This is a genomic window from Cohnella endophytica (genome assembly GCF_003628305.1).
Classification (GTDB): domain Bacteria; phylum Bacillota; class Bacilli; order Paenibacillales; family Paenibacillaceae; genus Cohnella; species Cohnella endophytica.
Genome location: NZ_RBZM01000008.1, coordinates 395478 through 410265, shown reverse-complemented (window position 1 = coordinate 410265; position 14788 = coordinate 395478). Strand labels below are relative to the sequence as shown.

Below are 14788 nucleotides of genomic sequence, written 5' to 3'. Positions count from 1 at the left end.
GGAACATCGAATGTCGACGACGCTTGTAAGGCCCTCTTTACGAAAATTCGGCACGACGGAACTGCAGCTATCTCCGCTCGGCCTAGGTTGCTGGCAATTCAGCCAAGCCCGCGGCCTTGTCGGGGGCTTCTGGCCGAAGCTGGACGGAACTCTCGTTAAGGATATCGTCAGAGTGAGCCTGGAAGGCGGCATCAACTGGTTCGACACGGCCGAAGTTTATGGCGGAGGAGAGTCCGAGCAGATTCTCGGGGAATCGTTGCGCGCGGCAGGGGAGCTTGCCTCGGGAGCGCATATCGCGACCAAATGGTGGCCGGCATTCCGGACTGCGGGCAACCTTCCGCGAACGATCGATGAGCGGCTCCGCAGGCTGGGCGGCTATCCGATAGATCTCTATATGATCCATCAGCCCTTCTCGTTCTCTTCCGTGGCGAGCGAGATGAGGCAGATGGCTAAGCTCGCCGAGCAAGGCAAGATTCGCTACGTCGGCGTCAGCAACTTCAACGCCAAGCGAATGCGGGAGGCCGACCGAGTTCTTCGCGAGCACGGCCTGAGACTGGCTTCCAATCAGATGAAGTTCAGCATGCTCGACCGCCGAATCGAGAGCAACGGCGTTCTGGAGACAGCTCGGGAGCTCGGGATCGCGATCATCGCATACTCTCCGCTGGAGCAAGGCATCCTTAGCGGTAAGTTCCACGCCGATCCGGATTTAATCCGCAAATCTCCGGGGCCTCGCCGTCTAATGAAGGGCTTCAAGCCAGCAGGCTTGCGGCAAACCCAGCCGTTAATCGACTTGCTAGAGCGGATCGCCGCAAATTACGGCGCGTCCGCGACGCAGGTCGCCTTAAATTGGGCGATCCATGCGCACGGCGAAACTGTCTTCTCCATTCCCGGCGCATCCAAACTGCATCATGCGATGGAGAACGTCCGGGCGATGAGCTTCCGATTGACCGATTCCGAGCTTGGCGAGCTAAGCGAATTGTCCGCACGCGTCGCCTTGAAGCGATAACAAAAAGAAGCCCCGAAAGCTACGATAGGCGTAGTTATCGGGGCTTTCCAACATGATTATCTTCACTTATAGAGTTCAATATACCACTTTTGATCCACTTTATTGAGATTGTAAGCCTGCTCTACTGTCGGCGGATCTGCTTGCTCGTCATCCAGACGTTGTCCTAACACGACTCTATACTGGACGATCGCGGAATCCCCGTCGATTGTCGAGCTCAATATCTCATAACTGATAAGGAGTGAGCTCTCTTGCTCGAGCGCCTTCTTCCATTCCCTCAACAAAACCTCTTTATTAACCCCTTCGGGCAGTTTTTCGGGTCTGATGTCGATAGATAAGATCATTTTTTCGGGATCTTTATCCTTAACCGCTTGGAAGAAACCCTTAACCGTTTTCTCCGGCGTCGATTGGGCACCCCCGAAATCCATATTCTTAAGCAAGAAAAAGAGAATCGCGCCAACGGCCATCAACAGGAGGATTAGCACCTTTGCCCAGCCCGGCAACGTTATTGTTCTGGCCTTAGGCAAACCGGCAAAAGGGTCCGATTCCGGCTGCGGAAACGAGTTCGGTTCCGATTGCAAATGCGGGAACGGGTGCGAATCCCACTTCGACTCCGAAGCGCTCGCGGTTTGCTTTTGCGTTTCGAATTCCTTTGTCGTCGCTGTCTCGTCCATCCGCCAATATCCCCCAACTCATGAAATCTTTTCTCTAACTATATCATTTGAGCTCCTTTTAGGACAGAGGGCGGAACGCAATTCGGCGTTATCAGCATCAACAACGGGAGTAGGCTGCGGCGTGATTAATAGCGGAACGAGCTTCCGTTATTTCGGTGAATCGGGCGATGAGGAGACTAATAGCGGAACGAGCTACCGTTATTGTGGTGAATCGGGCGATGAGGAGACTAATAGCGGAACGAGCTTCCGTTATTGCGGTGAATCGGGCGATGAGGAGACTAATAGCGGAACGAGCTTCCGTTATTTCGGTGAATCGGGCGATGAGGAGGCTATTAGCGGAATGAGCTTCCGTTATTTCGGCGAGTTGGGCGATGAGGAGACTAATAGCGGAACGAGCTTCCGTTATTTCGGCGGATTGGGCAATATTGCGGCGAATGTCGTGACGAGAATGATCAATCGAACAACTGCGAACTAATTAGTGGTCTGAGGGGACCTTACTCCGGCGATTCGAGCAACTGCGAGCCATTTAGTGGTCTGGGGGGTACCTTACTCCAGCGATTCGAGCAACTGCGAGCCATTTAGTGATCTGGGAGAAACTTACTCCGGCGATTCGAGCAACTGCGAGCCAATTAGTGGTCTTAGGGAACCTTACTCCGGCGAATCGAACAACTGCGAGCCAATTAGTGGTCTGGGAGAACCTTACTCCGTCGAATCAAGCAACTGCGAGCCAATTAGTGGTCTTAGGGAACCTTACTCCGTCGAATCGAGTAACTACGAGACATTTAGTGGTCTGGGAGAACCTTACTTCGGCGAATCGAGCAACTGCGAACCATTTAGCGGTCTGGGAGAACCTTGCTATGACGAATCGAGCAACTGCGAACTAATTAGTGGTCTGGGAGAACCTTACTTCTACGAATCGAGTAACTACGAGACATTTAGCGATCTGGGAGAACCCTACTCATGCGAATCGAGCAACTGCGCTGTGGCTGATAGCGGAATGGGGATGGGCTAACCGACTCCGAGAAGACCGCCCGAACGAGCAAAAGACCGCCCCGTTGCCTATTGAGGCTAACACAGGGCGGTCATTGCTGTTGCTTTAAGCGATTGCCGTGGATCTAGAAACCGAGGCCGCCGCTAATGTACCATTTGCCGTCGACTTTGGCGAGTACGACCGAATCTTCGTCCGTTTGCTTCTTGCCGTTTTCCATGTAATCTAGCACGTAGTCGATCGTAGCTTGATCTCCCATCGTCTCGACCTTCGTAATCCGATAATCGCGGAGATCCATCTCCCCGTCAGCGAATCCTCTCTCCAGCATCTGAACGATGGAATCCGTGTTCTCTCCATCGGTGAAGCCCATCGACGATACCGACATGTAGGAGATCATCTTCTTGGCATCTTCCTTCTTGACGGCGCTCATGAATCCCTTGAACGTCTTCTCGGGAGTCGATTGACTTCCTCCGCCACCGCCTCCCGAGAACTCGATAATTAAAAATATCGCCACGATCGCCGCCGCGACCACAAGGATCAACTTTTTGGTCGCATCGGACAAGCCCCCGGGGTTCACCGTAGGACGATATGCCTGCGGTTGTTGCACCGCGGTCGCAGCCTCGAAAGCATTCGGTGATAGGGCCGTTGCGGCAACTTCATCTTCCTTAATTTTCGGAATCTGCCTAACCTCGCTACCGCAACTCGGACAGGATACCGCAGCAGCGATTAGCCTCTCTCCGCAATTCGTACAATACATCTCCCAAACTTCCCCCAAGCTGTGTCATTTTTCCTAATAACTATACACAACTTAGGTATCGAATTGGGGCGTCATGCTCAAACTTTAGAAACTTTTTAGCATATTATGCCAAATGAAAACGACGCCTTACTCTAGACGATCTAAACGATGCTCGATTTGTTCCAAAGGCACCTGCCAACCCGCCAGCGCATGCTGTTTCAGCAGCGCCAGCATGGCCCTGGCCAAGAACGGATTTCTCAATGAAGACCGCTCCGACTCTTCCTTAAGCAGCCCCAGCGCGCTAAGCAAATCCGCTTGGGTTCGTTCATCGCGTTCTCCCGGAGAGTTTACCGTCTCGTCCATCATCCGCTGCAGCAGCCGGGTTTCCTCTTTGTCCTCGTTCGGATCCAGACCGGCGACTTTGCGCAGTAACCCGAACTCTTCCAAGTGAAGGATCGCGGCTTCGTCGTCCCTTTCCATTCCGGCAACCATATCATCCAACCGCCGAACGAGATATCGACAAAGCCGCTCTTCATCAAAGCTTCGCTCTTCGAACAGAAGCGCCTCGAGATACTTGCCCACTATTCCCGAGAACAAAGCTACGGCATCCCCTAGGCGATGCTCGATCGAAGATCCATAAATCGCGGATAAGTGAGACGCGTTCCACAGCTTGCCTCGCGCTCGAAGACGCAGCATAAGCTCTCGAATTTGCGGGTGCATGCCGGTTAGCGGCTCGCTGAACATCATCCGCATAAAATCTAAGTGCTCCCGTATAAAACGAAACTGCCTTCCCAGTTGCAGAACGAGCTTCTCCCGAGGAGGGAGCCCCGCTTCTTCCGGAAGCCCCGAGCTGCGGTCGAAGAGAATATCCCCGTAATGCTGGATGGCCGATATGATCAACTCGTCCTTGGACTTGAAGTAAAAATAAATCGAGCCTTTGGCCATCCCGAGCTCGTCGACGATTTCCTGAATGGAAGTCGCGCTAAACCCTTTACGCGCGAAACAATGAATCGCTGCGTCTAGAATTCGTTCCCGCTTGTCCTGCATCCTCCGGTTTCGCTCCCTATGCCATTGATTTAACCGACTAGGCTTCCGCCTTCTTCGACTTCCGTTTCAATTTCATCAGGAGTTCGTAAATGATCGGCACGATGAGTAAGGTAAGAAGCGTCGAGCTGATCAATCCTCCGATAACCGTTACTCCCAGCCCTTTGGATATAATACCCGCGCTCTCGAAGCCGAAAGCCAGTGGCAGAAGGGCGCCGATCGTCGCGAGTGCGGTCATCAGGATCGGACGAAGTCGGGTGCTTCCCGCCTCGAGCAACGCTTCCCGCGTAGACAATCCTTCTTTTTCCTTGTGAATAACGCGGTCGATGAGCACGATCGCGTTCGTGACGACGATTCCGATCAACATGAGCGCCCCCATTAAAGCGGATACGCTGAGCGTCTCTCCCGTTACATACAAGGCTACGAGTCCGCCGATAATCGCGAACGGCAATGAGAACATGATCGCGAACGGCGCGAGTCCGCCGCCGAAGGCCAAGACGAGAACCAAGTAAACGATCGCGATCGCGGCCAGCATGGCTAGACCGAGCTGCGTAAACGTTTCGTTGATCTGCTCCGTGACCCCTCCGAATTTCACTTCGACCGTCGCTGGCTTCTGGATCGTATCGACTTTCGCTTTCAGGTCGTTGGATGCCTTCGCCACGTCGGATGTCGTGACTTTCGCGGTAACGTTAACGACCATCTTGCCGTTCTGCCTCGCTATCGAGTTCGGCGAGGTCCCTTGCTCCACTTGGGCAACATCGCGAATCGGCACGCTAATCCCAAGCGGGGATTGCAGTTTCACGTCCAGAAGCTCCTCGACATTGCTGAATTGGGCCGTAGGAACGTCCACGTACACCTCGTAAGATTTGCCGTTCTCGACGACGTTCGTCAGCACCGGTCTTACCCGCTGCGGGCTCAACGCCATCGCGATTTGTCCGGCGGTCAATCCGTATTGGCTCAGCTTCGCTTGGTCGGCGACGAACGTGTATTGCTCGTACGTCTTCGAGAGGCTCGTATCGACCTTCTCGAACGAAGAATCGGCTTTCATCAGATCTGCGATCTGATTGACGACCGGCGTGATATCCTCCAAGCTCTCTCCGAACACGCTCAGACTGAAGCTGCTTCCGCCCAAACCTCCGCCTTGGTTCATCTCCGCCCACTGTCCCGTCGGAACGGCCTTGCGCAAGCCTTCGATCAACGCTTCCTTCTTATCCGCGAAGTTTTTCGTGTCGCTCTTATACTGCATATAGAACAATCCCGATTTCGACGGTCCCGGTTGAAGCGGGTTCGATCCGCCGATGGAATATTGCAAGCTCTCGACATCCGGCTGCTCGCGAATGTACTTCTCGGCGACGAGCGCCAGTTGTTCGACGTCTTCTACGCGATCTCCCGGCTCCGGCGTATAAGTAACCATCGCGTATTTGTCCTCTTGTTCCGGCAAGAAGCTCGCTCCGATCAACGGAACTAAGAATAAGCTGCCGATCAGAAGCGCGAATGCGATCACAAGCGTTATGATCTTGTGATTCAAAGCCGAGGTAAGCAGACCGCGATAACCTCTGGCGAGACGTCCCGGCTTCTCGTCATGGTCATGTCCTTTGCCAGCCTTAATTCCGCGCTTGAACATTTGATGAGCTAGCATCGGAACGACCGTTACGGCCACGACCAAGGAAGCCAACAAAGCAAACACGATCGTTAACGCGAACGGCAGGAAGATCTGCCCGACCATACCGCTTACGAGACCGAGCGGAAGGAATACCGCGATCGTTACGATCGTGGAGGACATAATCGGAAGGAACATTTCCCGCGTCGCTTCCAGCACGAGTTCCCTGCCCTTCAGCTTCTCGTTCGCCAAGGACATTCGACGATAGATGTTCTCGATTACGACGATCGAATCGTCCACGACCCGTCCGATGGCGACGGTCATGGCTCCGAGCGTCATGATGTTCAGCGTAATATTGAATTGCTTCAGGAACAGTACCGCGATTACGAGCGACAATGGAATCGATACGATCGAGATCAACGTCGTTCTGATATTCCGCAAGAAAAGAAGAATGACGATTACCGCGAACAACGCTCCGAACAATGCCTTGCTTAACATCGTCTCGACGGACTTCTCGATCGGCTTGCCCTGATCGAGCATGACGTCGAGCTTCAGATCCGTGAACTTTTCTTTAAGCTTGGCCACTTCGTTTTTAACGCCGTTAACGACGTCGACCGTATTCGCGTCGTTGGATTTGACGATCTGAATCCCGATCGATTCCGCGCCGTTCGTGCGGGAAATCGATTCAGCTTTACCGGACATTCGGATATCCGCGACTTCGCTTAGCTTAACCGTCGTCAATCCGCCGCCCGCATTCGCCGCGCCAGCTTTCGGCATTACGGGAATAATGATGTTTTTCAAATCGTCGATCGTCGTAATTCGACCGTCGACGACTACGGCTTTTTCCGATTGATCCAATTGGAACAAGCCCAGAGGAACTTTCAGGGCCGAGCCCTGAACGATGCCCTTGATGGCATCATCGTTAAGACCAAATTCCGCGAGCTTCGCTTGATCGAACTTCAACGTCACTTCTTGGACGAACTGGCCTGCGATCTGGACGGACGCGACTCCGGATACGCCTTCCAGAACCGGTTGAACTTCCTCCGAAACGGTTTTGGTTAGGTTCTCCAGGCTCCCTTGGCCGGATGCGCTTAACGAAATGACAGGGAAGGAGTTAAACGAGAATTTCGAAATGTCCGGAGCTTTTACCCCTTCCGGCAACTTGACGTCGGCAGTCGCTTCCCTTAACCGGGTAACCGCGGCGTCCATATCCTGACCGAAGTCGTACTCGATGAAGATCGAGGATACGTTCTCCATCGACGTCGAGTTGATGTTCTTCACGCCTTCGATGTTTTTCAGCCGTTTCTCCAGCGGCTCCGTAACGTCCTTGACCACCGCGTCCGGCGCAGAGCCCGGATAAACGGTCGTGACGCTTAGAAAAGGGAAACTCAGGTTAGGCAAGCTTTCCTGCTTCATCGTCATCCCCGAGTACAACCCCGCCACGACGACGATAATCGTGATCATCCATAATGCGAACTTATTTTTTAACGAAAATCCAATTACGCTCTTCAAGCTTCTCCACTCCTTGGCATGTCTGTCAATGCATAAGTTTTAGTTTATTTAATCTCATTTTATCGAACGATCGGTCGACAAGTCAAATTGAGCGAAACCAATAAAATTTACATCCTTATTCATGGCGTTTCGAACGAACGGTCACATGTACTCCACCCAATTAACGGATCTATTTTCCGTCACCCTTTTTAGAGTCTCCGTTCCGCCATTTTTTAGTATGCGATCCATTCTCAGCATCTTTTAAGGTTTTTCTCATCCCTCTTTCATCATCCGGGATTATACTGACGGAAAGAATGGGGGGATGACCTTGCGCGATTCGGTCCGCAAGCAATTCAGGAAGTGGGCCATCGGTATCGGATGCACGATTTCGGTTGCCCTCCTACTTCAACAAGCCAGAGGCAGCGAAACCTTTCGGTCGCGAACGGCGAACGCTCCATCCGCCCCTGAACAAATATTAAGCCCATCCGTCCAGCCGAATGATACTCCGCAACGCGAGACGTTGGATACCCCTGCCGAATCCGGCCGCGGCTTCAGGTTCCGTTCCCAGTCAAGACAATCCTAACGTAGGAGGAAATGAGTATGGAACAAGATCATTTTCGCGCGATGAATACCGAGATCGATGTTGCGCTTATGGAAGGACGGCCGGAAGATGAAGTCCAATCGCTCCATGAAATCCGCAACTGGTTCGTTTTCGTCGAAGGGAGATTCAGCCGCTTCCTTCCCGAGAGCGAGTTAAGTCGGCTAAACGCTTCTCGCGGATTTCCCGTTCGCGTCTCGTCCGTAATGCTCGAAGTGCTTAGCCATGCCGTAGAATACAAGCGCTTAACGAAAGGAATATACGAGCCATGCATACTTAGGGCCCTTGAGTATGCCGGTTATGATCGAAGTTTCGAAACAATCGAGAACTACGGCGGATTTGGACTCCCTCAGTCCGCTATGCTAGAAGCTCCCTCCTACCGATCGCTTGAACGCAGTTGGACCACGTATCCCATTTTCAATCTGGCGCGACTCTCCCGCGGGACAAGCCTTGACTTGGGCGGATTGGTTAAGGGATGGTCCGTAGATCGAATCGTAAGCTGGCTCATGGTGGGGGGAATCGAGGCCGGACAAGTCAATGCGGGCGGGGACTTGAAGGTTTGGGGATGGGGGCAGAACGATCGACCCGCTTGGGAAGTGGATATCCCTGCCCCGTGGACTTCGAGAGGACAGAAAAAGCCGGACATTCTCGCTACGGCGCAGCTTAAACAAGGAGCCGCGGCTACCTCCGGGACCACGAAAAGACGTTGGAAGACCCCGAGCGGTGTCATGCATCATCTCATCGACCCGCGCACGGGTTTTCCTGCGGATAGCGATGTCATGCAATGCACCGTTCTCGGAGCATCCGTAGCAGATGCGGAGATCGTAGCGAAAACGATCTGCATTCTCGGCTCCAAGGAAGGCGAAGCCTGGGCGAAGGAAGCTTTCCCGGGATACGATGCTTTGCTGGTTACAGCCGACAAATCCGTTCGTTTCGTGCACGGGAAAGGCTCCAACGTTTGCTGGAAGGAGGCTCGTTAGAATATGAATGACGTGCTGCTTAACCTTCCTAGTTGGACGATCACGAGAGTAGCGGGTCTTGCCGGTTATTATTCGCTGTTCATCGGCGTCATGTTGGGTATCGTACACGGGATGCCGAACGTCAAAGGGAAATGGAAGAAACGTTCTTATGCTTGGCACGCTCGCATGCAAGCGGCCGGTCTCTTCCTCTCGATCGCACATGTTATGATTTTATCTATCGACACATACTCTCCTTTTACCTGGGGCCAATTGCTTCTCCCCTTCTCCTATCCAGAGAACCGGATCGTGTATGGAATGGGCTCAATGGCTCTGTATGGATTGCTTTTCATTTTGCTGACGACGGATTTCAAGTCTCTGCTCTCCAGACGGATATGGCTCATCTTTCACATGGCCGCATATCCCGTATTCTTCTTGGCGCTCGTTCATGGCCTCATTGCCGGCACGGACACGAATAACCCTTTCGTCTTCTGGAGTTATCTGGGAACGGCGACGGCCCTCGTCCTAATTACCTTTATTCGCGTGGGAACGGAGGGTATAGCCCCTAAGCGCCGGAGCACAAGCATTTCGTAATGATCGTTGGTTGCCTGAAGACCAAAAAACCGATCTCTCGGCTCGAAATCCAAGAGATCGGTTCGTATGTACGAATACGTTGCCGTTTCCGACTATACTTTAAAACTACTCGCGTTGTTCGCGTCATGCGAGGTAGCCGAGTAACGGAACAGGCCGTAACCGGCAACGGCATATAGAATCGCTTGAACGAGCTGGCCCAGCGAAATATGCTCGAAAGGGTACAGCGCGACGAAAGCGAATCCCCAGAGGCCATAGGGCAAATATTTGACGTTTTTAGAGATCAAGGTTAACCATAAGCCTACATAAAAGCCATAATAAACGATTAAGTGCAGCGGGATGTCTACGAAAATCGTATCCAAAGTATCCCAGTTGTTGTAGGAAATCGTACGGTACAAGATTTTCTCCAGGAACAATACCCCCAACCCGCCGAACAACAGGTGCAAGTGATAAGGGATCACGAGGGCGACGACTTTGAACGAGGCAAGTAACGTCCGAATTTCCCTGACCACAACCGCGAATTGCTGCATAAGAAATTCCTCCTTTTTTTACCTAGTATACAACGGACGCGCCCCCGAAATGCACAAAATATAGCAAATATTCAAGCGAATCGGTAATATAACAACACAAAGGTCGCCAATACGAGCAAAAAATTAAGCGCAACGAAGACGACCCGGTCCAATCTCGTTTTGTGCATCTCGACCGGCGGCTTGTAGAAGCTAACCCCTTCGACGATGAAAAGGATCAAGATGACGTGTATCATGAAGTGGCCTACGATTTCCACGTAACCGAAGAGCATCGTTGTCATAATAAATAGAAGCGTAAGGACGATGGCAAGCAACCGATTTAAAATGCCTACCACGAGCAAATAACCTACGACGAATTCGATGAACGCCGCCAGTACGATGAATACCGCCGGATCGAAGCCGAAGGTCGGTACGTGATGGTGTTCGATTATGTCGAGACTCATCGCGGGATAGATCCACTTCTCCACCGCTACCCAGCATAGAGACAATCCCGTACCGAGATACAACAACGGGAACGACCATTTCTCGAATTCGGTTTTGTGTAATCCGAGCGCCGCGGCAATCGCCAAGTAGAAACCGTAATCCAGCATGTGAAAAAGACCGTACCGGCCGACGTAATACACATAAAGTCCGAACAAGATGACCGAAGCGGCCTTCATTGCGTAATGGTGCGGAATCAACAGAAGTGCGATTGCCAAGCAGATCACGATGCTCAACGCCCCGTGCGGGCTGGCGAATTCGGGCGCGAACAGGCTGCCTTCCAGCAAAGACCATCCCAGCGCAATCGCCGTGCCGTATTGGAGGATTCGGAACGACCAAGGCCGTAATCGCTCGACATGGCGATCCAGAGCCACTAGAGCAGGAGCCTTCATGATCACGGGCATGAGCTGCGTTAATAACGCCAACAGCAAAGCAACCGCAAGAGCCGTTCCCATGAATACGGGAGACAATACGTTGTCTATCGCTTCTTTGATCGGAGTAACGTCGGTGAACCATTTGACGTGCGCGTACCAAACCATCGGCTGATCCCCTTCTTCTATGCATTTCTTTGGATTTCGATTAAGAGTATACCATCAATTCCCTTGGTACAGATCATTTGACATTTATTAGAACATCCGATATAATGAAATATTGTAGAAGTAGTAACCCTCAGGTTTTTCCTCATTAAAGGGTAATATTCCTCCGTTTTCCCACACATTCCTTATTAAAATCTCAGATTGGCTGCTGGAAGGAACACGAATTCTCACTGGCGCGGCCTCGGAGCCGCAAGAACGATGGAGAGGTAGGGCTATCGTTGTTTTCGTGGAAGTGAAATCAGGATGAATCGCGCGGTTGCGCTTCAATATTCAGACCCCCGTCGGACTCGTCCGCGGGGGTCGTCCAATTTTAAAATAACAAAAAAAAGCCAGCCCCGCCGAAGCGGAGCCGACTCTTTGATTTACGCAGCTTAGTGTCCGACGAATACGGGAACTTCCGCTCCTGAACCTTCTTGGCCTTCGATTTTCTTCGGTTTGCTCAGCATGAGGCCGAGTACGCCGCCGAGGATCGCGATGCCTAGCAGGATGAGGAACGTGTAGCCGAAGGAAGAAGCAAAGAGCTCAGGGACGGTTTTCTGTTCGCCCGTTCTCGCCATCTCTTCTTTCAGGCCGTTCATCTTCGTTGCCATTAGCGTCGTCAGGATCGCGATGGCGAAGGACATCATGACCTGTTGCGCCGCGTTCGTAAGGGAAGTAACGCGCCCTACGAGATTCTGCGGAGCGGATTGGATCAGGTGGTTATTCAGCGGCATCATGAACAATCCCATGCCGGCTCCCAGCAACGCGAGAGGAATCATAACCGCCATGTCTCCGGAAGTCGCTGTGATGTTGGAGAGCAGCAACGCCGATACCGTCGTAAGCGCCATACCCGCGATAACGAGAGGACGAGCTCCGAATTTATCGGACAATTTGCCCCCGATCGGCATGAACAATCCGGAAGCCAAAGCTTGCGGCAACATGATCAGACCGGTTTTAAGTGGGCTGTATCCATGAGCCTGCTGCAAGAACAGAGGAACCATGAACATCGTGCCGAACATCGCGATCTGCGAAATCCATTGCACGATAATTCCTTTGGTGAAGTTACCCGAACGGAAAACGCGAAGCTCCAGCAATGGGTTACTCCGACGAAGCTCGGCGATAACGAACAAGATCAACGCCACGATTCCGACTCCGGAACCGATTAAGGTCGTCGCGTCGAGCCAAGTCGATTTGCCGGTCGTCGCGTCGACTCCGCCTTGCGATACTCCGTATACAAGAGCGGCGAAAGCCAACGGCCCGAGAATCATGCCCAACAGATCTAGTCCGGCCACCGATTGGCGCTGAATGTTAGGCAACGTGCGAATTCCGAGAAGGATTCCGATGACGCCGATAGGCAGGTTGATCAAGAAAATCCATTGCCAAGAGTGGTACTCGACGAGCCATCCCGCGACGACCGGTCCAAGCGCCGGACCGAGCAGAATCGGGATACCCATCATTCCCATGACTGCTCCGACCTTGCTAGGCGGAGACAGACGATAAATGAAGGCCATGGCGATCGGAATAACGACTCCTCCGCCAGCCCCTTGAATGATACGGTAAGTAATGAGCAATTCGACCGAGTTCGCCGTTGCGCACAATCCGGATCCGATCGTAAACAAGCCGACCGAGATCAAGAAAATTTTCTTGGCGCCGAATCGATCCGACAACCAACCCGCTAGCGGAATGACCGCGGCTTGCGCTAACGCATATCCGATAACGGTCCATTGCACCAACGAGAGATTAAGCAGATGAAACTCTTGAGTAAGCTTGGGAAGCGCGACGTTAACGGCCGTACCATCCAAAATAACCATGAAAATACCGACGACGATCGCAATCAGCGGACCGAGAATGCTGCGCATGGAAAACGGCGCTTCCGTCGATGCGGGTGTTGCAGCTTTCGAAGACATTTATTATTCCTCCTATCCGATTAAAAGGACCCGCCTTTTCGCAACCTCTCTCGTCCGTTGACCGCCCTTCGCGTTAGCGGTACAATGTAGACATATGGGTCCTAAAAAGGCAACTCCGTACACTAAACGGACAATTGTCCGTTTAACCACGATCTTACCGGACAATTGTCCGGATGTCAACAAAAGAAACGTCATTTCTATGTAAAGCGAGGTGGCTATAACATGTCCATTCGCCGTGAACGCAAGGATGCTATAGAGCATCGCAAGCTCATTCTGCAAACAGCCCTCCAACTATTCGACAAACACGGCGTCCAACCGGTAAGCATGCATCAAATCGCCAAGACGGCCGGCATCGGACAAGCGACCCTATACCGCAGATACGCCCATAAAGGCGATCTCTGCATGGATATGCTTCAAGAATACGCGAAGCAGCTGACGGACGAGATCGACGAGCTTCTCGTAAGCAGTCAATCTCTGCCCGCGCTCGATCGCCTTTCCGGAATTATGAACAAATGGATCGACGCCATCGAGGAGAAATTCGGATTGATCGTCGCCATGGAATCCAAAATGTCGTGCGAGGATGAACGAGGTAATTTCTTTCACACCCCGATGTATCGCTATTTCCGGGACAAGATGGCCTCGATATTCGCCGAAATTCACGCGACCAAAGAACACGCGGCCGATCCCGAGATGGCCGCTCATGCGTTAATCTGTTCCATGTCTCCGATCGGATATTTCCACATGAAGCAAGAAAAGGGATATTCAACGGAACAAATCAAAGAACAATTCCGTCGGCTGTGCGAGCAATACTTGGCATAACCTTCAGGGCTATATCGATATGAAAAAGGCAGATGAAGTCGGCAGGGTAAACCCGCTAACTTCATCTGCCTTTTTCGTTCGACGCCGTCCGGTTAAGCACCGATACTGCTCTTCTGAGGCTTGCGTGCCAATTTCAACCTGCGTTCGATTAGAATCATCGAGGCAGTGACGACTTCCACGAGGAAAATTCCGGCCAAAGCATCCAGAATGACGTGTTGCTTCACGAACAAGGTGGACATAATGATAAGACTGGACATCCCCGTTATCAGCGTAACGTTCCACTTGTTGCGGAACGAGCTCGTCCAGATCATTCTCATCACCATGTAACTGGAGAAGCAATGAATGCTTGGGAAGCAGTTAAACGGCTGATCCCGGTTATAGATGTAACGCATGAGTTCGGAAATCGGATCGTTGCCCGTCACTACCGGACGAGGCACGTGGGTTTGGAATACCGAGTAGATCAAGTAACAGATCATGGCGGATACGGCATAGGTCATTAGCGCCCGGTAATACACGTTAACGTCCTTCTTGAAGAAATAAACCACACAAACATAAATGTAGAAAATCCAGATGGAATAAGGCAACGCGAACGCTTTAATGAACGGGATGGATTCATCCACGGCGGTAACCAATTGATACACTTCCCGGTTCTCCGTCGTATTCGTCCATGCGTACATTAGGCCGAGTACCGGAAAAATAAGCATCCATAACAACGGAGCGTATTTTCGCCAGTCTAGCTTTTTCATTTTCTCTATGATCACGTTAGGCCCCCCTTTTCCTATTTTATCGTGCCGAAACG

General features: G+C 52.1%; 14 protein-coding genes. 6 read left to right on the top strand and 8 right to left on the bottom strand.

The annotated features are described in order from the left end of the window. Positions 1-10 precede the first annotated feature (10 nt). Positions 11-1006, top strand: coding sequence for an aldo/keto reductase (locus tag D7Z26_RS19970; RefSeq protein WP_120978774.1), 996 nt, complete (start codon positions 11-13; stop codon positions 1004-1006). 62 nt (positions 1007-1068) lie between these two features. Here the strand turns inward: D7Z26_RS19970 and D7Z26_RS19965 are convergent, their stop codons facing one another. Next, complete coding sequence (locus D7Z26_RS19965) at positions 1069-1677, bottom strand: hypothetical protein (protein WP_120978773.1); 609 nt, start codon at positions 1675-1677, stop codon at positions 1069-1071. Between the two features lie 121 nt (positions 1678-1798). Between D7Z26_RS19965 and D7Z26_RS19960 the strand changes: the two genes are divergently transcribed. Beyond that, on the top strand, positions 1799-2152 hold the full coding sequence (locus tag D7Z26_RS19960) for a hypothetical protein (RefSeq protein ID WP_120978772.1): 354 nt from the start codon (positions 1799-1801) through the stop codon (positions 2150-2152). Between the two features lie 640 nt (positions 2153-2792). Here the strand turns inward: D7Z26_RS19960 and D7Z26_RS19955 are convergent. From D7Z26_RS19955 to D7Z26_RS19945, 3 genes are all read right to left on the bottom strand, one after another. Continuing rightward, entirely contained in the window at positions 2793-3422 is a 630-nt protein-coding gene (locus tag D7Z26_RS19955; protein ID WP_120978771.1) for a DUF4878 domain-containing protein, read from the bottom strand. 126 nt (positions 3423-3548) lie between these two features. Further along, positions 3549-4448 (bottom strand): TetR/AcrR family transcriptional regulator, encoded by a 900-nt coding sequence (locus D7Z26_RS19950; protein ID WP_120978770.1) that lies wholly within the window; start codon positions 4446-4448, stop codon positions 3549-3551. A 37-nt stretch (positions 4449-4485) separates the two neighbouring features. Continuing rightward, entirely contained in the window at positions 4486-7557 is a 3072-nt protein-coding gene (locus tag D7Z26_RS19945) for an efflux RND transporter permease subunit (RefSeq protein ID WP_120978769.1), read from the bottom strand. A gap of 307 nt (positions 7558-7864) precedes the next feature. Here D7Z26_RS19945 and D7Z26_RS19940 point away from each other — a divergent pair, with 307 nt between their 5' ends. Genes D7Z26_RS19940 through D7Z26_RS19930 form a run of 3 tightly spaced genes read left to right on the top strand, consistent with a single transcriptional unit; the run spans position 7865 to position 9684 of the window. Continuing rightward, entirely contained in the window at positions 7865-8119 is a 255-nt protein-coding gene (locus D7Z26_RS19940; RefSeq protein WP_120978768.1) for a hypothetical protein, read from the top strand. A 17-nt stretch (positions 8120-8136) separates the two neighbouring features. Then, complete coding sequence (locus D7Z26_RS19935) at positions 8137-9114, top strand: FAD:protein FMN transferase (protein WP_158602382.1); 978 nt, start codon at positions 8137-8139, stop codon at positions 9112-9114. Positions 9115-9117: 3 nt separating this feature from the next. Beyond that, a complete protein-coding gene (locus D7Z26_RS19930; RefSeq protein ID WP_120978766.1) occupies positions 9118-9684 on the top strand; it encodes a hypothetical protein in 567 nt (188 codons plus the stop codon). Between the two features lie 92 nt (positions 9685-9776). On the opposite strand, the gene D7Z26_RS19925 is transcribed toward D7Z26_RS19930, so the two are convergent. The 3 genes from D7Z26_RS19925 to D7Z26_RS19915 form a co-directional block, all read right to left on the bottom strand. Further along, positions 9777-10211 (bottom strand): hypothetical protein, encoded by a 435-nt coding sequence (locus D7Z26_RS19925; protein WP_120978765.1) that lies wholly within the window; start codon positions 10209-10211, stop codon positions 9777-9779. Between the two features lie 71 nt (positions 10212-10282). After that, a complete protein-coding gene (locus tag D7Z26_RS19920) occupies positions 10283-11227 on the bottom strand; it encodes a DoxX family membrane protein (protein WP_120978764.1) in 945 nt (314 codons plus the stop codon). A gap of 428 nt (positions 11228-11655) precedes the next feature. Beyond that, positions 11656-13170 (bottom strand): MDR family MFS transporter, encoded by a 1515-nt coding sequence (locus D7Z26_RS19915; RefSeq protein ID WP_120978763.1) that lies wholly within the window; start codon positions 13168-13170, stop codon positions 11656-11658. A gap of 222 nt (positions 13171-13392) precedes the next feature. Here D7Z26_RS19915 and D7Z26_RS19910 point away from each other — a divergent pair, with 222 nt between their 5' ends. Next, entirely contained in the window at positions 13393-13989 is a 597-nt protein-coding gene (locus D7Z26_RS19910; RefSeq protein ID WP_120978762.1) for a TetR/AcrR family transcriptional regulator, read from the top strand. Between the two features lie 92 nt (positions 13990-14081). Here D7Z26_RS19910 and D7Z26_RS19905 read toward each other — a convergent pair whose 3' ends face one another. Continuing rightward, positions 14082-14750 (bottom strand): phosphatase PAP2 family protein, encoded by a 669-nt coding sequence (locus D7Z26_RS19905; RefSeq protein WP_120978761.1) that lies wholly within the window; start codon positions 14748-14750, stop codon positions 14082-14084. Between the last annotated feature and the right edge of the window lie 38 nt (positions 14751-14788).

Coding starts and splice junctions, on each gene's coding strand:
- D7Z26_RS19970 (WP_120978774.1), top strand. CDS start 11: ATGTCGACGACGCTTGTAAGGCCCTCTTTACGAAAATTCGGCACGACG.
- D7Z26_RS19965 (WP_120978773.1), bottom strand. CDS start 1,677: ATGGACGAGACAGCGACGACAAAGGAATTCGAAACGCAAAAGCAAACC.
- D7Z26_RS19955 (WP_120978771.1), bottom strand. CDS start 3,422: ATGTATTGTACGAATTGCGGAGAGAGGCTAATCGCTGCTGCGGTATCC.
- D7Z26_RS19950 (WP_120978770.1), bottom strand. CDS start 4,448: ATGCAGGACAAGCGGGAACGAATTCTAGACGCAGCGATTCATTGTTTC.
- D7Z26_RS19935 (WP_158602382.1), top strand. CDS start 8,137: ATGGAACAAGATCATTTTCGCGCGATGAATACCGAGATCGATGTTGCG.
- D7Z26_RS19930 (WP_120978766.1), top strand. CDS start 9,118: ATGAATGACGTGCTGCTTAACCTTCCTAGTTGGACGATCACGAGAGTA.
- D7Z26_RS19925 (WP_120978765.1), bottom strand. CDS start 10,211: ATGCAGCAATTCGCGGTTGTGGTCAGGGAAATTCGGACGTTACTTGCC.
- D7Z26_RS19920 (WP_120978764.1), bottom strand. CDS start 11,227: ATGGTTTGGTACGCGCACGTCAAATGGTTCACCGACGTTACTCCGATC.
- D7Z26_RS19915 (WP_120978763.1), bottom strand. CDS start 13,170: ATGTCTTCGAAAGCTGCAACACCCGCATCGACGGAAGCGCCGTTTTCC.
- D7Z26_RS19910 (WP_120978762.1), top strand. CDS start 13,393: ATGTCCATTCGCCGTGAACGCAAGGATGCTATAGAGCATCGCAAGCTC.